This is a genomic window from Prosthecobacter sp., assembly GCF_044222345.1.
GTDB lineage: Bacteria > Verrucomicrobiota > Verrucomicrobiia > Verrucomicrobiales > Verrucomicrobiaceae > Prosthecobacter.
The window spans coordinates 1-20,514 of the sequence record NZ_JBGANL010000062.1; the positions used below are offsets into that span (position 1 = coordinate 1).

A 20,514-nucleotide genomic window follows, 5' to 3' on the forward strand; every position below is an offset into this window, starting at 1 on the left:
CTGCGGTCAGCGCCCGCGCTGCGGGTGCCGGGGGAGGTGAGAGTGCCACGGTTCGCACGCATCTCCTCATGCGTCTGGTCATCCACATAGGCGAGGCCCTTGGTGATCAGTTGCTCGGCGAAACCATAGAGCTTCTCGAAGTAGTCGCTGGCGTAGAAAAGATTGTCTCCCCAGTCAAAGCCCAGCCACCTCACATCCGCCATGATGCTGTCCACGTACTCCACTTCCTCCTTGGTCGGATTCGTGTCGTCAAAGCGCAGGTGGCAGCGCGAGTTCGGCGCATGCTCCTGCGCGAGGCCAAAGTTCAGGCAGATGCTCTTCGCGTGGCCGATGTGCAGGTAGCCATTCGGCTCCGGCGGGAAACGGGTGACGACCTGACCGCCATTGCGACCTGCGGCGAGATCGGCAGCGATCATTTCACGGATGAAATCAAGGGAGGCGGGAGGTGTGGCGGCGGCTTCGGACATGGAGGGCGGAGTTTGGGCCGAAAGTTTAAAGTTCAAAGAACAAAGTTCACCTGAACCTGAACTCTGTTCCCTGTTGCGCAGCGGCTGAATCCGTTGTTTTTCCCGGCAGCCATGTCTCATCCAGCCCCAGCGCCCACGCATCTCGATCTCTCGAAACTCGGCGAGCCCGTCTATCGCGGCTCCGTACAGAATCTCTACGCCGTGCCGGGCCATCCCGGCTACGTCGTGTGTGAGACCACTCCCGCAGGCTCTGTCTTCGATGTCGGCTCCATCTTCAACATCGAAGGCAACGACCTGAACCGCGCCATCTTCCGCCACGCCATGTACTCCCGCCTCGGCCATCCGGAGACCTGGCAGCGCGTGAAAACCGCCATCGAAAACACCCCGATGGACGCCGCTTGGCGCAAAGAACTCCTCGCCGGCCCCATGGAAACGATGCTGGAGCACGGCGCTGCGACGCATCACGTCGGCATGGTGGATGCCGTGACGGGTGAGATCGTCCGCACTGGCCTCCCCGCGAATCCGAGCTGCTACAATGTCGTGCGCCGCTTCCCGGTGATGCATCCCCCTCAGCGCAATCTGCTGGGCACCCACGTCTTTGACTACGCTCAGTTTCACCAGAGCGCCACGTACGTCGTGCCCCTGGAGTACATCGTGCGCTTCGGCGTCACCAGTGGCTCGTCCATTTTAAAGAAGTACCAAGGCCTCAGCGAGGCGGCCAAGCGCAGCTACGAGCAGGAGCTCGGCCTCTCCAAGCCCATGGGCGTGTGGGAAATGCTGGAGCGCCCCGTCTATGACCTCACCAGCAAATACGAGCCTGAAGACCGCGCTGTGAGCAAGCAGGAGGCCCTGATGATGTCCGGCCTCAGCAGCGATGACTTCCTGCACACCGTCAAGCTGGCCATCCTCGGCGGCTGGGCCGTGCGGGAGCTGCTGGAAAGCGCCGGCCTGCTCCTGTGGGACCTCAAGTGGGAGTTCGCCGTCGATCGCGAGGAGCTGCTCTTTGTCGATACCATCGACGCCGACTCCTTCCGTGGCACCACTTTCCTCGAAGTGGAAGGCCGCAAGCTGGTCATTCATTACAACAAGCAGGCCATGCGCGACTACTACCGCCTCGTGCATCCCGACTGGTACGCCGGGATCAACGAAGCCAAAACGCAGGCGCAGAAGATCGGCAAGCCCTTCAAGCAGGTGCTCAAAGCAGGGCAGGCCGACGGCAAATGGCCGCAGACGCCGGTGGTGGACATGGAGTTCCTCGATTTGCAGGCCCTCAAGACTGCACTCATCCGTCAGCACGTCGCCGCAGAGCGTGACGCCGCAGAGATCCGTGCCGATTTGGAGGCCGCTGGAGTGGCTGAAGTCGAGTTCTACCGCCAGCGCGGATTGCTGGGTGATTTGCTCGCGGCAAATGCCGTGAGTTAAAAACTCTTTAAAATCAGTGCCAAAAAAACTTGCGCGATGGATGAGAACGTTTATCCATCTCGCCCCCTTCTTCGGGAGCGGGAAAAAGTGATTCCTGAGTAGCTCAGCGGTAGAGCGGGTGGCTGTTAACCACTAGGTCGTAGGTTCGAACCCTACCTCAGGAGCCATCGTCAATGGCAGAGTAGCTCAGGGGTAGAGCAGAGGACTCATAAGCCTTTGGTCGGGAGTTCAAATCTCCCCTCTGCCACCACGATAACCCCCACACGTGGTTGGCATCATCACAGCCGATAAAATTCGGCGTTTGCCCTTGGCTTGTCTCCCCTCGTATATTCACGGCAAATGAACCTTCCCATCCGTCCCCGCCGCAACCGCCAGTCTCCCGCCATCCGTGATCTCGTTCGCGAGACGGAACTGACACCGGGCCATTTGATCTACCCACTCTTCCTGCAGGAAGGCGGCGAAAACACGCCCATCGCCTCGATGCCCGGCTGCACCCGTTGGAGCCTCGACGGTCTGGTCAAAGAAGCCGGAGAAGCACATGCGCTCGGCGTTCCAGCCGTCGTCCTCTTCCCACGCATCCCTGATGAATTGAAAACCCGTGGTGCCGAAGCTTGTCATTCGGATGACGGTCTCGTCCCGCGCGCCATCCGCGCCCTCAAAAAGGCCCACCCCACGCTGACGGTCATTACCGATGTCGCGCTCGATCCCTACAACAGCGACGGCCACGACGGCCTCGTGACCGATGACGGCCGCATTTTGAATGATGAAACCGTGGCCGTGCTCTGCCAGCAGGCGCTCTGCCACGCACGCGCGGGTGCGGACATCGTTTCTCCCAGCGACATGATGGACGGACGCGTGGCCGCGCTTCGCGCTGCGCTGGACGGCGCAGGATTTCAGGCCGTTTCCATCATGAGCTACACCGCCAAGTATGCCAGCGCCTACTATGGGCCCTTCCGTGGTGCGCTGGATTCCGCGCCAAAGGCCGGAGACAAGAAAACATACCAGATGGACCCCGCCAATGCGCGTGAGGCCTTGCGCGAAGCCGCGCTGGATGAAGCCGAAGGCGCCGACATTCTCATGGTCAAGCCTGCAGGCCCTTACCTCGACATCATCGCCAAGTTGCGCGCCGCCACCACGCTGCCCATCGCAGCCTATCAGGTCAGCGGGGAGTATCTCATGATCAAAGCCGGTGCCGCCGGCGGCTGGATCGACGAAACGAAGATCGTGAACGAATCGCTTATCGGCATCCGCCGTGCGGGTGCGGACATGATTCTGACCTACTTCGCCAAGCAGTGGTCGGCAGCGTGGCGCTAGGCAGGCTACTCCAGAAACCGGAACTCCGGCGTGGACCACAGCGTCTGGATGAAGCGTGCCCACAGGTCGCGCACGTCCTCGGCGCTCGCATTGCCAGACTGACTGGACTCAAGAAAGTCACGCACCTGGGCCTGTTCCTTCGCGGTCGGGCTGTGCTGCAGGGAATTTTGAAACGCGGACTCGATTCGTGTGTCAGTCTCTGGCGATGACTTGAGCACCACATCCGCCGCATGGCGCGCCTGCTCGATGACCTTGGGCGAGTTCATCAGAAAGAGCGCCTGCGTGGCGACGGTGCTGGTGGTGCGCTGGGCGATGGGCTGGTTGATGTCGGCGAAGTCGAAGACTTCAAACAGCGGGTGGCGCACATTGCGGAAGGCGGCGGTGTAGAGGCTGCGGCGGGTGTCGAGGAACTGGTAGCCGTACTCGATGTTTTGAATCTTCTGGTCGTTGGCATCCACTGCCTTGACCTCGCTGACACCGGGCCCGCCAAAGGCGCGGTCCAGCGTGCCTGCGGCGGTCAGCATGGCATCACGCAGGCACTCGGCATCAAGACGTTTGCGGTTCATGTGGCTGAGCAGGCGGTTGTCCGGGTCCATCGCATGCTGGGCAGCGGAGGCCGCGCTCGTGGAAGCCATGCGGTACGTACGGCTCATGACCATCTGTTTGACGAGATGCTTCAGGCTCCAGCCATCTTCGATGAACTTGATTGCCAGATGATCCAGCAGTTCGGGGTGGCTCGGCGCTTCTCCGGTGGAGCCGAAGTTGTCGGTGGTGCGCACGATCCCTGCGCCAAAAAGCCAGTGCCAGACCCGGTTGACCATGATGCGCGCCGTCAGCGGGTTTTCGCGGGAGGTGATCCACTGTGCCAGTTGCAGACGTCCGCTGGCTTCGGCGGGAATGCCGGGAGCATGGCCATGGAGCGCCGCCTGAATGAAGCCGCGCGGTACGCTGGCGCCCAGATTGCGAATGCTGCCACGGATGTGAATCTTGGCATCTTCGGGCGCGCTGTCATCCGCCACGGACATGGCCTCGGGGCGGTCAGGAATATCCTTTTGCAGAGCCTGGAGTTCTTTCTCCAGCCCGGCAAGGCGCTGCTTGAGCTTGATCGCCGTGGGGGATTCTTTTTTGGCCGCCGGTTCCGCGAGGGTTTCATCCGCAGGCACAAACTGCACGGCATCAATGGTCACGTAGCCCAGCGAACCCGCATTGGAGATCAAAACAAAGCCTTGGCCATTGGCCTCAAAGCGATAGGTGCCCAGGGAGGCAAACTGCAGGCCCTTGAGTGAGTCCGTGGTCATCTTCACGCCTTTCAGCTCCTCTCCATCGGCATGGAGGATGGTGGCGGTGGCGCTCTCGGCGCGGTTGGGCCCGGCATTAAAAGCCACACGCACCTCGTAGCGGCCGGTCTTCGGAATCTTTGGGGTGAAGGTGATGGTCTTCTCGCCTTTGCCCTCATTGTTGTCACTGAGATAGCCTGCTCCGATGTAGGGTGCATAGCTGGTGGACCGCTTCCACATGCCCACTTTTTGCGCAGCGATGTCATCCACCACGATGCCCGGCAGATCGCTCAGCGCGATGTTCTTGCGCGCCCGCAGATCCGCACTGCCGGCATCCCGCAGGTCGTCTTTAAGCGCGGCGATTTGATCCCTCAGCGCATTGACCTGCTGCTCGTGTTTTTGCAAGGTGGCTTCTGCTTCACCATCCAGCGGCAGCGGGGTGTCGATCCAATGCGCGACGTTGTCCGTGTAATTCTTGAGCGTCTTGGTGCTGCGCAGGATGCCCGCGAGTGCGTAGTAGTCCCGCGCGGAGATGGGATCAAACTTGTGATCGTGGCAGCGTGCGCAGCCGATCGTGAGGCCAAGGAAGGCGCGGCCCATCGTGTCGAGTTGTTCATCCACGATGTCCATGCGCAGCATGCCTTTGTCCTGCTCCTCGTAGTTCGTGGGGCCAAGCGCGAGGAACCCCGTGGCTGTGACCTGCCTGCGGCGTGCGGCGGCATCCGTGGCAGGTAGAAGGTCGCCTGCCAGATGTTCGGTGATCATGCGATCCAACGGCACATTGTCACGAATCGATTCGATGACGTAATCGCGGAAACGCCACGCATCTTTGAAGGGCAGGGAACGCCCTCCCCCGGAAGACTCGGCAAAGCGCGTGATGTCCAGCCAGTGAGAGGCAAAGCGCTCCGCAAAGGCGTTGGAGGCGAGAAGTTCGTCCACGCGCTTCTCATACGCCTGCGGCGTCCCTGGCGCAGGCTGAGTCAGGTCCGGCGGCAGCCCCGTGAGGTCAAACGCCAGCCTGCGCTGCAAAATGGAAGTGCTGGCATCTGGCGCAGGCGTGAGCTTGTTCTCCTCCAGTTTGGCAAGAATGAAGCGGTCGATGTCATTCGCGGGCCATGCGGTGTTTTTCACCCCCGGCACTGGCGCAGCCTTGGGCGGCTGGAAGGACCAAAAACTGGCATCCGCACGGGCGGACTTTGATTTGACGCCGGTGCTGGCCACGTCATCGCGCGGATCGGGAGCACCAGACTCGATCCAGCTCTTGAGATCGGCGAGTTCGCTGTCCTTGAGCTTGCGCTTGGGCGGCATCCGTAAATCCCGGTCCGCATAGCTCACCGCCTGCCAGAGCTTACTCTCGGCGAGCTTGCCGGGCACCAGCGCAGGGCCGGAGTCGCCCCCGGTCTGCCATCCGGAACGCGAGTCGAGCCGCAGTCCGCCCTTCTGCTTGTCCGGGCCGTGGCAGTCGATGCAGTTTGCGATGAGCAGCGGGCGGATGCGCTGCTCAAAATGCGTCATGTCCGCAGCACTCGCGGCGGCGGAGAGAGATGCGAGAAAGAGGGCGCGTCGGATCATCACGGGTGCGAAGGCAAACGAGACCCGTCAGGAGCGTCTTTCAGGCCGTGAACCGCAAGATGTAATGCTGCTGATACCGGCCAATGATCTGCGGCTCTGACAGCGCCGCCTGCTTCGCCATCTGCGTGAGATCGGCCAGCGTCTCAGGAAAATCGTAGGCGGAGACGTGGGCGCATGCTTCGTCAAGATGCTCCGGCAGGACCTCCGTCCACTGGGTGCGCATGCAGTTCAGGTAGCCGTCGAGGTACTGTTCGCGTGTCTGCCCGTCCTCGCGCACGACATCCACCAGGATGAACTCACCGCCCGGGGCGAGGCGCTCGGCGCAGGCGCTGAAGAGGCGTTGCTTGTCAGCGGCATCCAGATGATGCACGGCAAAGCCGCTGAAGATGACGTCAAAGGCCGAGTCCGTGTCCTCCACCGCCTTCAGCATGTCCTTGTGGTGCAGACCCGTGTTGGCGATTTCCTTCAAATACGTGCGCGCTTCGTCCAGAGCGGAGGCGGACAAGTCCACGCCGTCATAGCTGGCCGGCGGTGCCGCTTGCAAGCAGGGCGCCAGAAAGCGCGCGTTCCCACAGCCAAGATCAAGGAGGTGATAGGGGCCCTGCGCGTGGCGCTGTTGCAGCACTCCGGAAACGTGGTCGTAGATCTCCCGGTGGAACATGTAGTTCTTCTCGGAGAGCGCGTCGTAGAGCGTCCAGGCTTTGCGAAAAAGGGCGGTGTTGTCGTCTTGAGTGAGGGAAAGGCTCATGTTTTGCGGGAAAGGGGGGGGCGCTGCAGTCGGGAGCGATCACAGCGGCGATGCCGTTGTGCACCTTTCTCACGTCGATGCTGGTTTTCAACCACGGCACCACCGGCTTGCCGGTGAGCCTTTAGTAAGGGCGCGGAACGATGATGTGCCCGCCGCCATGGGGGCGGTACCAAACACCGCGATGCTGGTAATATCTCACCCCACCGTGATGGTAGGGCCGTGCACCATAGGGCAGCACAACAGGGCGGCCCACAGGTCTCACGATTGGTCGGCCATGGCCGGGACCGACAATGCACGAAGCCAGCGTGAACAGAACAAGGGCAGAGCAGAGCAGATGCTTGAGTTTCATGGTGTGGATTGGGTTGCGTTGTTTAAACTGCCCCCCTTTTGACGAAGTTGCTGAAAATTATTTCACGCTTCTTGATCGAAAGGCTGTGATTTCCACTTTCGTTTACTGCCTCCCGTTTCACATTCCCCGCTCCCATCCCCCCGTCCCGTCCATGACTCCAGCCGAAGCCAAAACCCAACTCGACACCCAAGTCCGCGAAATCATCAACTGGCATTTCTCGCCAGAAACCGGCTGTCCCTTCTGGCTCGACTGGGCCAAAAAGAATTTCGACCCACGTGGCAAGGTGAACAGCTACGAGGACATCTTGGCAAACTTCCCCCATTTCCAGGACGAATGGCTCCGCGATCAGCAGCCGGAAGTCTGGGTCCCTGCCGCCTTCAAAGGCAAGCCCTTCAACGTTTTCGAAACCGGCGGCACCACCGGTATGCCCAAGCAGCGCATCGGCTGGAATGACTTCCGCGTTGATTACGAGGAGTTCAGCCACAAGCTCGACGACAAGCACTTCCCCCCCGGAGAATCCTGGATCATGGTCGGCCCCACCGGCCCTCGCCGCCTCCGCCTCGCCGTGGAGCATCTGGCCAACTACCGCGGCAGCTCCTGCTACTTCGTCGATCTCGACCCCCGCTTTGTGAAGAAGCTCATCTCGAACAAGCAGTTCGATGTGGCCCGCCAGTACATGGACCACGTGGTGGACCAGGCCGTGCTCCTGCTGAAGAACCGCAAAATCTCCGCCATCTTCACCACTCCCAAGCTGCTGGAAGCTCTCGCTGAAAAAGTGGACCTTTATGACGCCGGTATTCGTGGGTGCTTTGTGGGCGGTACCACCATGACGCCGCAGTACGTGCGCTTCATCGTCGAAGAGGTGTTGGAAAACCGCATCGGCTTCTACCCGACCTACGGCAACACCCTCATGGGCCTCGCCGCCAGCGTGCCTCTCACCCCGGAGGACAACTTCTCTATCTCCTACTATGCCCCGCAGCCCCGCGCTGTGCTGCGCGTGGTGGATCCGAAGAACACCGACCAGACCGTCGAATACGACGCCTGGGGCCGCGTGGAGCTCACCACCCTGACCAAGGAATTCTTCATGCCACGCTTCCTGGAGCGTGACGAAGCCATGCGCCGCCGCCCCCGTGCGCAGTATGCCTGGGACGGCGTCGCCGACGTCCGCCCCTTCGGTGCGATGGAGAAAACCATCGTGGAAGGCGTGTACTAAGCACTCCTCTCATAGCCAGTGGATTCCGACCGGGGGCGCAGCAAATGCACCCCCGGTTTCTTTTTGACCCTGTGGGGAAAAACTCCCATTTGCATTCCAGCTTCCGCACGCTTTAAGACTCATTTCCCGATACTTTTGAAGACTCTCACGCAACCGCAGGAATGAAGATCGCACTGGATGTCATGGGGGGCGATTTCGCCCCGCAAAACCCCATTGGCGGCGTCAAACTCGCCCTCGAGTCGCTGCCCGCCATCACCAAACTCTTTTTGGTGGGTGTTCCGGCTGCCATTGAGCAGGAACTGCAGAAGCAGGGAATCTCCAGCCCGAAGCTGGAAATCGTTCCCGCCAGCCAGATCGTCGAAATGTCTGACAGCGGCATCGACGCCGTGCGCAAAAAGAAGGACAGCTCCATCAGCGTCGCGGTTGATTTGGTCAAAGATGGCAAGGCAGATGCCGTGGTCAGCGCCGGGCATACGGGTGCCGCCGTCACCGCCTCCCTGATCAAACTGCGCACCCTCACGCACATCGAGCGGCCTGCCATCGCCTCGATCATGCCCTCCTTGACCAAGCACTGGGTGCTGATTGATGCCGGGGCCAATCCGGACAGCGAGCCCTCCCACCTGGTTCAGAATGCCATCATGGGCAGCGTTTTTGCCCGCCATGTGCTGGGCCGTGAAAATCCAAGAGTGGGTCTCATGTCGAACGGCACCGAGGCGGAAAAGGGCAATGCGCTCTGCAAAGAAACCGGCAAGCTGCTGCGGCAGACCGCGGGCATCAATTTCATCGGCAACGTCGAAGGTCATGACGTTTGGGAAACCCCGCCGGATGTGGTCGTTTGCGACGGCTTCACCGGCAATGTCATTTTGAAAAACGCCGAAGCCCTGGCCCACACCATCTTCAGCATGGTGAAGAGCGAGATTAAGAGCGGCTTCTGGACCAAGATCGGCGGCCTGCTTGCCAAGCCCGCCTTCAAGCGCGTCCACTATCGCACCAATCCCGACGAGGTCGGCGGCATGCCGCTGCTGGGTCTCCGGGGCATCACCATCATCTCCCATGGCAGTGCATCTCCGCTTGCCATGAAGAACGCCATCCGTCAGGCTTGCGAATCCATTCAACATCAGGTGGGGCCGCACATTGAAGCCGCCGCCACCGTCCATTCCATTTCACTCCATGCCCGCTCCTAGTTCCCAGCCCTTTTGCGCCTCCAGCATCATTGGCACCGGCAGTTACATGCCTGAAAAAGTGCTGACCAACGTCGATCTGTCCAAAATTGTCGAAACCTCGGATGAGTGGATCACCTCCCGTACCGGCATCAAGGAGCGCCGCATCGCCGCACCCGAGCAGGCCACCAGTGATCTCGCTTCCGAAGCCGCTCGCCGTGCCATGGCCAGCGCCGGAGTGGCCCCGGAGGAAATCCAGCTCATCATCGTTGCCACCGTCACGCCGGACATGTTCTTCCCGTCCACCGCCTGCTTTGTGCAGAAGAAGATCGGAGCCGTCAATGCTGTCTGTTTTGACATCTCCGCCGCCTGCTCGGGCTTCCTCTATGCCCTTCAGGTCGCACGTCATTTCATCAACACCGGAAACCGCACCACCGCCCTCGTCATTGGTGCTGAAAAGCTCAGCAGCCTCATCAACTGGAAGGACCGCAACACCTGCGTCCTCTTTGGCGATGGCGCTGGCGCCGTGGTCATTCGCCGGGCCGATGAATCGGAAACCGACGCCCCGGGGCGCGTTCTGTCCACGGTCATGGGCACGGACGGCACTCTCGCGGACGTTCTCAAGGTTCCTGGCGGCGGCTCCGCTTGCCCAATCACCCCCGAAAACGTCGAGTCGCATCCCAACACCATCCACATGGAAGGGCGGGAAACCTTCAAGCACGCCGTCACCCGCATGCTGGAGGCCTCTCAGCAGGCGCTGGAAATCGCCGGCCTGACCGCAGCGGATGTTTCCCTCGTTATTCCTCATCAGGCCAATGCGCGCATCATCAGTGCCATCGCTGAACGCCTGAATCTGCCGCTGGAGCGTGTGTTCATGAACCTGGACAAATACGGCAACACCAGCGCCGCCACCATCCCCGTTGCCCTCGACGAGGCCAACAAGGCCGGTCGCCTCAAAAAGGGCGATGTGGTGCTGCTCGTCGCCTTCGGCGGCGGCTTCACCTGGGCCAGTTCCGTGGTGCGTTGGTAAGCTGTTGATTGGCCGCAAAGAGACGCAAAAAGGGCAAAAATCAGAGTCTGATCTTCTTTCGAGTCGGTCACTGAATGACGCTTGGTATCCGTATGCCTTGGCGCAGCCGCCTCCCACGTCTTTTTTGAACCTCTTTGCGCCTTTTTGTGGCCACCTCTGTGCCTTTTGCCCTTTGCATCGCAGCGCGCCCCGCCATATTCGCCGCCCCTCGTTTCCCCTGACTCATGGCCTCCAAGCGCATCGTCCTCAAATTCGGCTCCGGCATTCTCACGCGCAAAGACGCGCCTGAACCTGATCCCGTGCAGCTGCGCAAACTCGTTGAGGCCGTGGCCCTGCTGAAGCGTGCCGGGCATTCGGTCGTCGTCGTCAGCAGCGGGGCTGTGGCCTCCGGTCTGAAGCCGCTTGATTTCAAGCAGCGCCCCTCTGACGTCACCACTCTGCAGGCCCTGGCCGCCGTGGGCCAGACGCACCTCATGCACGCCTATGAATCGCTGCTGCGGGATCACGGTCTGCACGTCGCGCAGCTGCTCGTCACGCATGAGGATTTTGAAAACGCCGACCGCTCGCCGCGCGTCAAAGCCGTGCTCGACCGACTGATGGAGTTCTCCCAGGTGGTCCCCGTTATCAATGAAAACGACTCCGTCGCCATCGAAGAACTGCGCTACGGAGACAACGACAAGCTCTCCTCCCGCGTCGCCCGCTTCTGGGGCGCAGACGTCCTCATCCTCCTCACCAGCGCCCCCGGGCTGCTGCGCGACATGAAGAAGCCAGAAGAAGGCCCGATCCCTGTCGTGGATAACGTCGATGACGTGATCCACCACGCCGAGGAGGAAAAATCCGCCCTCGGCACAGGCGGCATGATTTCCAAACTGCGCGCTGTGCAAGATGCAGTGCACGGTGGTGTGGAGTGCATCATCGCCTCAGGCCGTCATGCCGAGCAAATTCCCAGCCTGGTCGAAGGCCACGGCATTTGTACGCGTTTCCCCGCTTCACGTTCGTAATCTTGATTCACCATGGCCTCCTCTGACATCGCGACGCTTCTCATCCACTGCCCGGACCGCCCAGGGCTCGTGCATGATGTGACCGGTTTCATTTTCTCCCATCAGGGGAACATCATCGATCTGCAGCAGCACATCGACCCCGAGCAAAACGCCTTCTTCATGCGCCTGGAATGGAGCCTGGAGAAGTTCACGCTCGACAATGAGGAAATTGAATCACGCCTGCAGCCCATGGCACGTCGGCATGAAATGCAGATGCGCCTGAGCTTTGCCAGCCAGCGCAAACGCATCGCCCTCTTTGTCACCAAGGAGAACCACTGCCTTTACGATCTCCTCGCCCGGCATGAATCCGGCGACCTGCCCGTGGACATCCCGCTCATCGTTGCCAATCATGAGACCCTCCGGCCGGCGGCAGAGCGCTTCGGTATTCCTTTCCATCACTTTCCGATCACCAAGGAGAACAAGCTCGCACAGGAGGCTGCCCAGATCGAACTGCTGCGCCAGAACCGCATCGACACCGTCGTGCTGGCCCGCTACATGCAGATCATCAGTCCGGCGATGATCGCGGAGTTTCCTCACCGCATCCTGAACATTCATCACAGCTTCCTGCCCGCTTTCGTTGGTGCGAAGCCCTACCATCAGGCCTTCCAGCGCGGCGTGAAGATCATCGGTGCCACAAGCCATTACGTCACCGCAGACCTCGACGAAGGACCCATCATCCATCAGGACGTGATGCGCGTCAGCCATGAAGACAGCGTCCAAGACCTCGTTCGCCTCGGGCGTGACCTGGAAAAAACCGTCCTCGCCAAAGCCCTCTGGTGGCACTCCCGTGACCGCGTTCTGGTCGTCAAAAACAAGACGGTGGTGTTTGATTAGAGCATTTTAAATAAAAATGTGGCCTCATCTGGGTTGAAAAACCCAAAGCTATCGCGAGGGCGACAGCAAAGTGGTCCGCACCTCGCGAAGCGCGCCGAAGGCAATCCCCTGTGCGGCGCTCCGCCACACCCATCAAATCCGCGTCCACCGCCGCCGCCCCATTAGGCTATAATATAATTTAAAATGCTATAAAAGCGGCCTGAGATACGCCTACTTTTTCTTCGCTTTCGTACCACTCGATTTGGCAGGCGCAGCCTTCGGTGCGGCTTTCACTTCACCGGACTTTGTCGCATCTGACGATGGCGGGATGGGGGTGAGATTGATAGGCGCCGTGGCGGGGCCGGGCAGGGGAGGTGTCGTGGTGGTGGCTGGCACTGCCGGAGGGGCCGTTATCGTTCCTGGAGTGATGGGTGTGGTTGCGTCACTGGCCACTGGTGGCATGACGGTGACGGGGGGCGGCGGCTCCGGTTTCTTGAACGGGTCTTCCCAGGTGTGCAGCTCAAAACCAGCTCCCACACCGCCCACTTCTCCCAGCAGAGCCAGGCATTTCTCCCGCCATTTCGCGAGATCTGGAGCACTGCGCTCCTTTTCCGCCGTGCCGGGAAAGATGAGGTAGGTCACCTTGAGGTCGCTCTCGGGCCGGATGTAGGGCGTGGCCTTGGGATTGATGGTTTTGGCCATGAGCAGCGAGGCTTCGCCCATCTTGAAGCTGGGGCCGTAGTCGCCGCAGATGGCAGGGTAGATTTTTCCTTCGTGAATGACGGCTGCGTAGTCGCCGATCTGCGGCGTGAACTTGTTCTGATCCGCGTAACCGCGAAACAGCAGCGAGATGACGATGAAGGGGTCCTTGTCCGCGATGAGACTGCTGCGCACCTTGAAGTCAGAGACCTCAAGCTTGAGCTGGTCGATCATCACCTTGAGCTCCCGGTTGCGCGATGAACTCAGGCCTTTTTTTGCGAACTCCTCCTGCGCTTTTTGCAGGCGCTCCTCCCATTTGGCGAGGAGCGGGTTCGGCGTCTTCGTCGTCTTCGCCCACGCATAGCTCGTGAAGGGCTGGTAATAGTCGGAGAGGTAGATGTACTCCTCCAGCGTCGGCATGCGGTCGCCGTCCGAGCCGTCGGCCACGACATCCATCTCCGACTGCACGAGCAGCGCGCGGCGCTGCGTGGTCGGATGGGTCAGTTCGAGGATGGTTTCGGTGTCGTAGAAGTTGTGACTGTCGAGGACTCTGTTGAGGCGCGTGAGATCGTTCTGCACGCGGTTGGTTTTGTTCTCGTAGAGCTTGTGGTAGAAGCCGCTCACCTTCGCCGAAGTCATCATCACCTCGAGTCCAGGCAGGATGGCGGGCAGGTTTTTGTTGATGCGGGAGAGTTCTTCCAGCGTCTGGTTCGCCTTCGGCACGCGGATGCTGAGCTGGAACTCCGCCTTGTAGGCCTCGGGATCAAGCCGTTCCAGACTGGCAAAGCCGCCTTCTTCGGTGATCAGGTTCGTTTTGACCGTGATGCCGTTGAAGAGCTTGGCCACGTCAATGTCCTTGCGCGGAATGAATTTCTCCGGCAGCGGCGGTTGGACTTCGCGGATGACTTCCTTGGTCACCTCTTTGACGACGGGAACTTCCTTGATCACATCCCGCATCACGTCTCGCGTGACGATGCGTTCCTTCGTGCTCCGTGCGGAGGCGACGATGTCCTGGATGGCTTTTTTGATCTTGCCGGCAAAGGGGGTGAATGGCAGCACCAGTGCGATGAGCAGGATGAGCAGAAACAGCACGCGGATGAGCGAGCCAAAACAGCCGCGCTTCTGGCGCTGGGGTCCTGGGAGGGGAGGGGAGTCCGTGGCGGGCATGGGAGATTCCGAAGACATACGCGTGCAGAAGTTTAATCTCGTTTCAGCACCATGGCGAGTGCATCATCCTTCTTCGAGACGGCCTTCTTTGAGAAGCAGGCGGCGGTCGCCGCGCTTGGCCAGGGTTTGATCATGCGTGACGACAATGAGTGTTTTTTTGGCCTCATCGACCACCTGCATCAGCATGTCGATGACGCCGCTGCCGGTGCTGGCGTCGAGATTGCCGGTGGGTTCATCCGCGTAGATGATCCCGGGGTTGTTGATGAGCGCGCGGGCGATGGCCACGCGCTGCTGCTCGCCGCCGGAAAGTTCGGTAGGCAGGTGTTGGAGACGCGCGGTGAGGCCCACCTTGTCCAGCAGTTCACGGGCGCGTGCCTCAGCTTTTTTGCCGCCGATCATGGCTGGCAGCATTACATTCTCCAGCGCCGTGAGTTCCGGCAGCAGGAAGTAATGCTGGAAGACAAAACCCATCACCTCATTGCGAGTGCGCGCACGCTCCGCCGCTGCCGCCTGATAAAGTGAGCGACCATGCACCAGCACATCTCCCGATGTGGGCTGCTCCAGCCCACCGAGGACGTAGAGCAGAGTGGTTTTGCCGGCGCCGGACTGGCCGCACAGAAACACTTTTTCACCGGCGGCGACTTCGACATTGACGCCGCGCAGCACGGGCAGGTCATGCCCCGCAAGGTGGTAGGTACGATGCACGTCGTGTGCGGCGAGTGGGGCTGCTTCCTGGCTCATGTATGATTGGGGTGTACGCTCCGCAGATGCCACGCGGCGTCAAGACTTGATGCCCGCCAGCGTGCGTTGTCTGAGCGTCTCATACATCACAATGCCCGCTGCCGTGGCCAGATTCAGACTCCGCGTGCCCTGCATTGGGATGCGCAGGCAGCGCTCCGGCTGGATCACCGAGGTCGGGATGCCACGTGTTTCCGGGCCGAAGACGAGGAAAATCTCATCGGCGGTGAGGTCGGCCTCCCAGTAGGTATGTTCCCCCTGGCATTCGATGAACCAGCACTCGGCCCCGGCTGGAATCTCCGCCGCCAGTGCCTCCCAGCTCTCCCAGACCCGCACATCCACCTCCGCCCAGTAGTCCAGCCCGGCGCGCTTGAGCTGCTTGTCATCAAGGCTGAAGCCCAGCGGCTTGATCAGATGCAGCCGCGCATTCGTGGCCAGGCACAGCCGCCCGATGGCACCCGTATTGTGCGGAATTTCCGGCTGAAACAGGACGACGTTCAGCATGCAGTCTCAACCTTTGAAGACAAAAAGCTTCCGGCAGATGAAATTAACCATGGTGGAAGAAACGATCAGCAGCAACTGGGCGGTCAATGTGCTGATGCCATACCACTTGATGAGATACGGCCCGGAGAGCAGGCCGATGGCAAACCCCGTCGAGCTGACCACCGAAAAATAGACAAATTCCAGCACCCGGTGATGCCGTCCCGGCGTGAATACCCAAAGGGAATTCGTCACATAGGCAAAGATGTTCCCAAAGAAAAAGGCGATGATGTTGTTGTAGATGCTGTGCAGCGCACGCACCTCATCGCTCACACCACTGCTGATCAAGGCTGGGTACGCCCCCCACCTGGACAAGGCATAAAAGACCGCCGTCGTGAGGGTCAGCGAGCCTACTCCGCAGATGCCATACTTGATGAACTGGATCAGCGGATGCGTGTCGCGCGTGTTCAGACGCACCAGAATCGTACGCCAGTCGTTCTCACGGAAAAATAGAAAAGCCTCACCGATTTTTGACATCATCAGGTGAGGCTCTCCGGGGATCGTTGCTCTGCAAGCAAAGATATGTTTTAGTAGTAGTGGTAGTTGCCGTTGCGGTCGTAGTAGCCCTGCTGCTGCTGCTGACGTCCACGGTAGCCCTGCTGCTGGCCTTGGTAATATTGCTGCTGGTTGCGCTGGTCACGAGAATTGCCAATGGCGTTGCCACCCAGGGCACCAAGGCCGGCACCGATGGCGGCGCCTTCAAGGCCACGGCCGCTCTGATTGCCGATGATGCCACCGACGGCGGCGCCGCCGAGTGCACCAATTACAGAGCCGGTTTGAGCATTAGGGCCGGAAGCACAGGAGACCAGTGAGAGGGCAGTGAGAGCTGCGAGGAGAGTTTTTTTCATATTTGGGTAGATGGATTGTATGTATTTGCAGGGACTTGATTAATAGTAGTAACCGCGACGACGGTCACGGGCGTTGCCGATGGCATTTCCGCCCAAGGCTCCAAGCGCACCACCGATGGCGGCGCCTTCCAGGCCACGACCACTTTGAGATCCGATGATGCCGCCGACAGCAGCCCCACCGAGGCCGCCGATAACAGCGCCCTGTTGAGCACCCGGGCCGGTGGCGCAGGATGAGAATGTTGCAGCAGTGATGAGGGTGAGGATGAGGTGTTTCATAATAGTTTGATTGTTGTGATCAAGCAGACTGCTTTGTCGTTAAATAGGCTCGAATTGTTCATAAAGAAAAGCAAAATCCTGCACGCATGGTTAAGTTGACACCTATAATACGCCGCCCGTCACAACTCCGGCCTGCTCCGGCTTTCTTTATTTGACGCGCATTCTGCCAGCGGCTACAAACCCAAAGCCCCCTTCTAACCTTTCTATGCACGTGCGTTTCTTTCTTCGTAGCCTGTTTGCCGTTTCCCTTCTCAGCCTCACCGTCTTGCCGGTTCAGGCGGAGCAGCTGCCGCTGGATCACCCCTGCGCTGCCCTGGTGAAAAAGTACCTCACTGCCGTCGTGCAGCAGGACTGGAAAACCGCATCCCAGATGCTGGTTCCCTCCTCCTTGGAGCGCCGTCAGCGCGAAACGGTCAACATCATTAAGTCCGCCCCCACCATGTCCGACGAGGAGAACATGCTCTCCGGTTACAATGTGAAGGGTGTGAGCGAACTGGAAAAGATGTCGCCTCAGGAGTTTTATCAGGTGGACCGCGAAGCCTGGCACAAAAAGCTCAAGCTCACCCCTGAAGCCACCAAGCGGAAGCAGGAGACTCTGAAAGTCATCGTGCTCGGCCTCGTCCAGGAAAAAGACAAAGGCTACGTCCACGCCACCGTCCGCACTTCCCAGGAAACCCTCACCGACAAGATCGAGGAACTCTTTCTCATCTCCTTCATCACCGATCCTGCCAATCCGAAAAACTACCTCATCTCCCCCGAGATGAAAGACCGCCCGGTCATCACCCCGCTGGATGGCTCGGCTCCAAAGGAAAACTGATTTTCACAGCAGCTCCCGCAGACCTGCTAGGAGCACTTTGCCCAGAGCGCTGCGTGGTATCGCCTGCAGCCTGCGGACATCTTGAATTTGCTCAAAAGGCCTCAACGTTTCGTTGAGGCCTTTTTGCATCTGCGTGGCTTCGCCCTCAGTCATGCCGCTCACCGCCAGCACCAGGCGGCTTTCTTTGCGAGCGTCTGCGACATCACAAACGGCCGCATCTGCAGTGCTGCGCGAACCAAGCTTGAGCCGCAGTGCCTCAATGCGATCTTGGATAGGACCCAATGCCACCAGTTCACCGAGGATCTTCACCGTCCCTGCCTCGCGTCCGAGGAAGCGCAGGCTACGTGTTCCCTCCGCTTCGATGACCTCCACCCGGTCGCGTGTGCGCAGTCCCTCTGCCGGGATCGGCTCCCAGCGCCAGCGGCCTTCCTCGCAGATCGCATAGCCCAGCGCCAGCGCAGGGCCGCTCACGGTGAGCACACCCTCCTCCTCCGTGCCCACCTTCCAGATCGGCAGCACTTCCAGCTCGGCACCCGGGCGTGGCTGCGCCGCCACGCTGGAGCCGGTCTCCGTCATGGCATAAGTGCGGTGCACCTGCCAGCCCAAGGCCAGCGCAGCAGCCTCCAGCTCTGCATTCAAAGCCCCACCGCCCACCAGCACCGCCCGCATGGAGGCCGGTGCTCTCAGTTGCGCCGCCACTAGGTCAAAAATCTGCGTGGGCACCAGCGAGGCCAGCGTTGCGCCCACAGCTTCACACTTCTGCACAAACGCGGCAGCATTCCATTTGCCCTCCAGCCGGGTGACGGGACTGCCGCTGAGATGTGCGCGCGCCAGAATGCCAAAGCCTCCCACATGGTGCGTGGGCAGCGCCAGCAGCCAGTGATCCCGCTCTGTGATGCCGAAGTGCTCATTCACCGCTCGTGCGGAGGTCAGCAGCGCCTGCTTCGTCAGTCCCACCCATTTACGCGCGCCCTCGGTCCCGCTCGTTTGAAAGAAGCACCAGTCTCTCGCCTTCAAATCACGCACCGCCATCTCGGCCAGACCCGCGCCTTCCGTCGAGTGTTCGAAGACGCCCACCCACACGCTGCCGTCCGTCCAGAACTCGGGTTCCATGTTCACAGCCGTCTCCATGGCAGCGCCTCCAAAACTTCGCCAAATCCCAGTCCACCTCCGCTGCGGTCCGCTGACAAATGGCCGCCATGAGAGGTCACACGTTCAAAGAACTCATCCTTCTCAAACAGGTGCTCCGTGCACAGCCCGCAAAAATCCAGCGCCTGCCCCTCGGACTGCGCCACCGCCGCCTCATACGCCGCAAACATCTGCCCCAGCGCATGGTCCATCGCCGAGGTCAGCACCAGCGGGTGCTGCGGATGAGTTTCCGCCACGGTGCGCCAGTCACGCCGCGCCGGTTTCACCACCACCGCATCAAAGCCCTGCGTGCCGTCCTTCCAGCCTTTGTCCAGCGCCAGCTTCACCCCCCACTTTTGCCGCAGAGCCTCCCATGCGTCCGCATCGTAGGGGAAGGGGTCCTCCACGAAATCCAGCGCACGGTAAACGCGCAGCGGCATGAACTCGATGAACTTGCCAAACGTCAGCCGGTCCAGCACGCCGTTAAAATCCACGCGCAACCGCACGCCCTGCGTTTCAAACCGCTTTGCGCAGCCTTCCAGAAAGCGCGTCGTTTCACCGTAGTTGGCAAATCCCTTCGCCTTGATCGCGGGCCAGCTTTCCGTCAGCACGCGCTCCATCTGCGCCTCGGTGTCGGTGGCAAAGCTCCACGAGTAGTGGCTGCGCGGAATCTCTAGCCCCTCAAACAAACTCACACCCGCACGCCGTGCCGCACCGTCCATCTCCGCACAGCGCAGCGCCATCGCCGTCACCGTCGCAACTGTTCCTCCACCGGCGCATCCCCAAACTCCGGCCACGGATGCACACAGCCATAGCCGCCATCCACGCAGATCAGCGCTCCTGCAAACACCCGCCGCATCGACACCGCATTCAGCGCCACCCCGCTGCGCAGGAGGTACTCATGGACATAGATAGGCGCGTCGGTCATTCAGGTATGGGGCTTCTAGGTCATATACGCCGCACCCGGCGTGTTCACCGCATCACATCCGCACTCTTCACAATCCCCCAGCACATCAGCCCCGCAAACAGCAGCAGTTGTCCTCCGCTCATCGCCAGCAGGCGGTTGTGCCCCCGGCTGGGTGGTTCGGCGATCACCCGCCACGCCACAAACAGCCCGATGGGCAGGGTGATCAGCGGCAGCGTGAACGCACGTGGCCAGCCCTGCTGGAACCAGTAAATCCCAGCCGCATGGGCTGCGACGATAAGCAGCATAATCTCCGCCCGCGCAAAGCCCACGCCGAAGCGCACGGCCAGCGTCTTCTTGCCGGTCTGCCCGTCTTCCTCCACATCGCGCAGGTTGTTGATGGCGATCAAGACCGTGCTCAGGCAGCCGATTTGAAACCCCGCCACCACCGCTGCCTCAAACCACTCCCCGGTTTGCACAAAAGCCGTTCCCGTCACCGCCACAAAGCCGAAGAACAGGATCACAAACAGCTCCCCCAGCCCGCGATACGCCAGCGGCACCGGCCCGCCCGTGTAGCCAAAGCAGAAGTACAGCGATGGAATGCCGATGAACAGAATCGGCAGCCCCCGCGCCTCAAACAGCGGCACCGCCAGTAGTGTCGCCACCGCCAGCATCAGCCACGCCGCAAACTTCACCGCTCTCGGCGAAGCCACACCACTGGCCGTGATGCGCTTCGGCCCGATGCGTGCCTGCGTATCCGCCCCTTTGATCGAATCCAGCGCGTCATTGAAAAAGTTCGTCGCGATCTGCAGCGCCCCGCAGCTTCCCAGCGTGCAGAAGGCCAGCCACCAGTCGAAGTTGCCCGAAATTTTCGCTCCCAGCGCACACCCCACCACCACAGGCGCGATGGCCGCTCCCAGTGTTTTCGGGCGTGCAGCGGCGATCCAGTCGGAGAAGTGAGGCATGCAATAAGAATGACGAATGGCTGCGCT

21 protein-coding genes and 2 tRNA genes are annotated in these 20,514 nt (G+C 60.6%); 10 read left to right on the forward strand and 13 right to left on the reverse strand.

Annotated features, from left to right (window positions below; all coding sequences use genetic code 11):
* On the reverse strand, positions 1–467 hold a 467-nt coding region (locus ACILSL_RS22950), incomplete at its 3' end, for a glutamate--tRNA ligase family protein (RefSeq protein WP_395734403.1).
* Between the two features lie 111 nt (positions 468–578).
* On the opposite strand from ACILSL_RS22950, the gene ACILSL_RS22955 reads away from it, so the two are divergent.
* The 4 genes from ACILSL_RS22955 to hemB all read left to right on the forward strand — a co-directional run bounded on the left by ACILSL_RS22955 (position 579) and on the right by hemB (position 3,203).
* Complete coding sequence (locus tag ACILSL_RS22955) at positions 579–1,889, forward strand: phosphoribosylaminoimidazolesuccinocarboxamide synthase (RefSeq protein ID WP_395734404.1); 1,311 nt, start codon at positions 579–581, stop codon at positions 1,887–1,889.
* Between the two features lie 92 nt (positions 1,890–1,981).
* Positions 1,982–2,056, forward strand: a tRNA-Asn gene (locus ACILSL_RS22960).
* Positions 2,057–2,064: 8 nt separating this feature from the next.
* Positions 2,065–2,139, forward strand: a tRNA-Met gene (locus ACILSL_RS22965).
* A gap of 89 nt (positions 2,140–2,228) precedes the next feature.
* Positions 2,229–3,203, forward strand: a complete 975-nt coding sequence (gene hemB / locus ACILSL_RS22970; RefSeq protein ID WP_395734405.1) for a porphobilinogen synthase — start codon at positions 2,229–2,231, stop codon at positions 3,201–3,203.
* A 5-nt stretch (positions 3,204–3,208) separates the two neighbouring features.
* Here hemB and ACILSL_RS22975 read toward each other — a convergent pair whose 3' ends face one another.
* A complete protein-coding gene (locus ACILSL_RS22975) occupies positions 3,209–6,052 on the reverse strand; it encodes a DUF1553 domain-containing protein (protein WP_395734426.1) in 2,844 nt (947 codons plus the stop codon).
* Between the two features lie 40 nt (positions 6,053–6,092).
* Positions 6,093–6,800 carry a class I SAM-dependent methyltransferase gene (locus ACILSL_RS22980; protein ID WP_395734406.1) on the reverse strand — a complete coding sequence of 236 codons (708 nt, stop codon included), beginning with the start codon at positions 6,798–6,800 and terminating at the stop codon, positions 6,093–6,095.
* Between the two features lie 500 nt (positions 6,801–7,300).
* On the opposite strand from ACILSL_RS22980, the gene ACILSL_RS22985 reads away from it, so the two are divergent.
* The 5 genes from ACILSL_RS22985 to purU all read left to right on the forward strand — a co-directional run bounded on the left by ACILSL_RS22985 (position 7,301) and on the right by purU (position 12,426).
* Positions 7,301–8,362, forward strand: coding sequence for a hypothetical protein (locus tag ACILSL_RS22985; RefSeq protein ID WP_395734407.1), 1,062 nt, complete (start codon positions 7,301–7,303; stop codon positions 8,360–8,362).
* 161 nt (positions 8,363–8,523) lie between these two features.
* Positions 8,524–9,546: a phosphate acyltransferase PlsX gene (plsX, locus tag ACILSL_RS22990; protein ID WP_395734408.1), complete on the forward strand. Its 1,023-nt coding sequence runs from the start codon at positions 8,524–8,526 to the stop codon at positions 9,544–9,546.
* Positions 9,533–10,552 (forward strand): beta-ketoacyl-ACP synthase III, encoded by a 1,020-nt coding sequence (locus ACILSL_RS22995; protein ID WP_395734409.1) that lies wholly within the window; start codon positions 9,533–9,535, stop codon positions 10,550–10,552. The genes plsX and ACILSL_RS22995 overlap by 14 nt, the downstream gene beginning before the upstream one ends.
* A 224-nt stretch (positions 10,553–10,776) precedes the next feature.
* The gene (gene proB, locus ACILSL_RS23000; protein ID WP_395734410.1) at positions 10,777–11,553 is read left to right on the forward strand and encodes a glutamate 5-kinase; all 777 of its coding nucleotides are present in this window, start codon (positions 10,777–10,779) and stop codon (positions 11,551–11,553) included.
* 12 nt (positions 11,554–11,565) lie between these two features.
* Positions 11,566–12,426, forward strand: coding sequence for a formyltetrahydrofolate deformylase (purU, locus tag ACILSL_RS23005; RefSeq protein WP_395734411.1), 861 nt, complete (start codon positions 11,566–11,568; stop codon positions 12,424–12,426).
* 210 nt (positions 12,427–12,636) lie between these two features.
* Here the strand turns inward: purU and ACILSL_RS23010 are convergent, their stop codons facing one another.
* From ACILSL_RS23010 to ACILSL_RS23035, 6 genes are all read right to left on the reverse strand, one after another.
* Entirely contained in the window at positions 12,637–14,271 is a 1,635-nt protein-coding gene (locus ACILSL_RS23010) for a glycoside hydrolase family 75 protein (protein ID WP_395734412.1), read from the reverse strand.
* Between the two features lie 63 nt (positions 14,272–14,334).
* Positions 14,335–15,012, reverse strand: a complete 678-nt coding sequence (locus ACILSL_RS23015) for an ABC transporter ATP-binding protein (RefSeq protein WP_395734413.1) — start codon at positions 15,010–15,012, stop codon at positions 14,335–14,337.
* A gap of 39 nt (positions 15,013–15,051) precedes the next feature.
* Positions 15,052–15,513, reverse strand: a complete 462-nt coding sequence (locus ACILSL_RS23020) for a tRNA (cytidine(34)-2'-O)-methyltransferase (protein WP_395734414.1) — start codon at positions 15,511–15,513, stop codon at positions 15,052–15,054.
* Between the two features lie 6 nt (positions 15,514–15,519).
* Positions 15,520–16,029, reverse strand: a complete 510-nt coding sequence (locus ACILSL_RS23025; RefSeq protein WP_395734415.1) for a GtrA family protein — start codon at positions 16,027–16,029, stop codon at positions 15,520–15,522.
* A 47-nt stretch (positions 16,030–16,076) separates the two neighbouring features.
* On the reverse strand, positions 16,077–16,397 hold the full coding sequence (locus ACILSL_RS23030; protein ID WP_395734416.1) for a glycine zipper domain-containing protein: 321 nt from the start codon (positions 16,395–16,397) through the stop codon (positions 16,077–16,079).
* Positions 16,398–16,436: 39 nt separating this feature from the next.
* Complete coding sequence (locus ACILSL_RS23035; RefSeq protein ID WP_395734417.1) at positions 16,437–16,673, reverse strand: glycine zipper domain-containing protein; 237 nt, start codon at positions 16,671–16,673, stop codon at positions 16,437–16,439.
* Between the two features lie 211 nt (positions 16,674–16,884).
* On the opposite strand from ACILSL_RS23035, the gene ACILSL_RS23040 reads away from it, so the two are divergent.
* Entirely contained in the window at positions 16,885–17,490 is a 606-nt protein-coding gene (locus tag ACILSL_RS23040; RefSeq protein ID WP_395734418.1) for a hypothetical protein, read from the forward strand.
* 3 nt (positions 17,491–17,493) lie between these two features.
* Here the strand turns inward: ACILSL_RS23040 and ACILSL_RS23045 are convergent, their stop codons facing one another.
* Genes ACILSL_RS23045 through ACILSL_RS23060 form a run of 4 tightly spaced genes read right to left on the reverse strand, consistent with a single transcriptional unit; the run spans position 17,494 to position 20,487 of the window.
* Complete coding sequence (locus ACILSL_RS23045) at positions 17,494–18,603, reverse strand: AMP-binding protein (protein ID WP_395734419.1); 1,110 nt, start codon at positions 18,601–18,603, stop codon at positions 17,494–17,496.
* Positions 18,604–18,605: 2 nt separating this feature from the next.
* The gene (locus ACILSL_RS23050) at positions 18,606–19,361 is read right to left on the reverse strand and encodes a hypothetical protein (protein WP_395734420.1); all 756 of its coding nucleotides are present in this window, start codon (positions 19,359–19,361) and stop codon (positions 18,606–18,608) included.
* A gap of 5 nt (positions 19,362–19,366) precedes the next feature.
* Entirely contained in the window at positions 19,367–19,546 is a 180-nt protein-coding gene (locus ACILSL_RS23055; protein WP_395734421.1) for a hypothetical protein, read from the reverse strand.
* Between the two features lie 44 nt (positions 19,547–19,590).
* On the reverse strand, positions 19,591–20,487 hold the full coding sequence (locus tag ACILSL_RS23060) for a 1,4-dihydroxy-2-naphthoate polyprenyltransferase (RefSeq protein ID WP_395734422.1): 897 nt from the start codon (positions 20,485–20,487) through the stop codon (positions 19,591–19,593).
* Positions 20,488–20,514 lie beyond the last annotated feature (27 nt).

Bases quoted from the DNA above. Each gene is read 5' to 3' on its own strand.
- ACILSL_RS22955 (WP_395734404.1), top strand. From the start codon at position 579: ATGTCTCATCCAGCCCCAGCGCCCACGCATCTCGATCTCTCGAAACTC.
- hemB (WP_395734405.1), top strand. From the start codon at position 2,229: ATGAACCTTCCCATCCGTCCCCGCCGCAACCGCCAGTCTCCCGCCATC.
- ACILSL_RS22975 (WP_395734426.1), bottom strand. From the start codon at position 6,052: ATGATCCGACGCGCCCTCTTTCTCGCATCTCTCTCCGCCGCCGCGAGT.
- ACILSL_RS22980 (WP_395734406.1), bottom strand. From the start codon at position 6,800: ATGAGCCTTTCCCTCACTCAAGACGACAACACCGCCCTTTTTCGCAAA.
- ACILSL_RS22985 (WP_395734407.1), top strand. From the start codon at position 7,301: ATGACTCCAGCCGAAGCCAAAACCCAACTCGACACCCAAGTCCGCGAA.
- plsX (WP_395734408.1), top strand. From the start codon at position 8,524: ATGAAGATCGCACTGGATGTCATGGGGGGCGATTTCGCCCCGCAAAAC.
- ACILSL_RS22995 (WP_395734409.1), top strand. From the start codon at position 9,533: ATGCCCGCTCCTAGTTCCCAGCCCTTTTGCGCCTCCAGCATCATTGGC.
- proB (WP_395734410.1), top strand. From the start codon at position 10,777: ATGGCCTCCAAGCGCATCGTCCTCAAATTCGGCTCCGGCATTCTCACG.
- purU (WP_395734411.1), top strand. From the start codon at position 11,566: ATGGCCTCCTCTGACATCGCGACGCTTCTCATCCACTGCCCGGACCGC.
- ACILSL_RS23010 (WP_395734412.1), bottom strand. From the start codon at position 14,271: ATGCCCGCCACGGACTCCCCTCCCCTCCCAGGACCCCAGCGCCAGAAG.
- ACILSL_RS23015 (WP_395734413.1), bottom strand. From the start codon at position 15,012: ATGAGCCAGGAAGCAGCCCCACTCGCCGCACACGACGTGCATCGTACC.
- ACILSL_RS23020 (WP_395734414.1), bottom strand. From the start codon at position 15,513: ATGCTGAACGTCGTCCTGTTTCAGCCGGAAATTCCGCACAATACGGGT.
- ACILSL_RS23025 (WP_395734415.1), bottom strand. From the start codon at position 16,029: ATGATGTCAAAAATCGGTGAGGCTTTTCTATTTTTCCGTGAGAACGAC.
- ACILSL_RS23030 (WP_395734416.1), bottom strand. From the start codon at position 16,397: ATGAAAAAAACTCTCCTCGCAGCTCTCACTGCCCTCTCACTGGTCTCC.
- ACILSL_RS23035 (WP_395734417.1), bottom strand. From the start codon at position 16,673: ATGAAACACCTCATCCTCACCCTCATCACTGCTGCAACATTCTCATCC.
- ACILSL_RS23045 (WP_395734419.1), bottom strand. From the start codon at position 18,603: ATGGAACCCGAGTTCTGGACGGACGGCAGCGTGTGGGTGGGCGTCTTC.
- ACILSL_RS23050 (WP_395734420.1), bottom strand. From the start codon at position 19,361: ATGGCGCTGCGCTGTGCGGAGATGGACGGTGCGGCACGGCGTGCGGGT.
- ACILSL_RS23055 (WP_395734421.1), bottom strand. From the start codon at position 19,546: ATGACCGACGCGCCTATCTATGTCCATGAGTACCTCCTGCGCAGCGGG.
- ACILSL_RS23060 (WP_395734422.1), bottom strand. From the start codon at position 20,487: ATGCCTCACTTCTCCGACTGGATCGCCGCTGCACGCCCGAAAACACTG.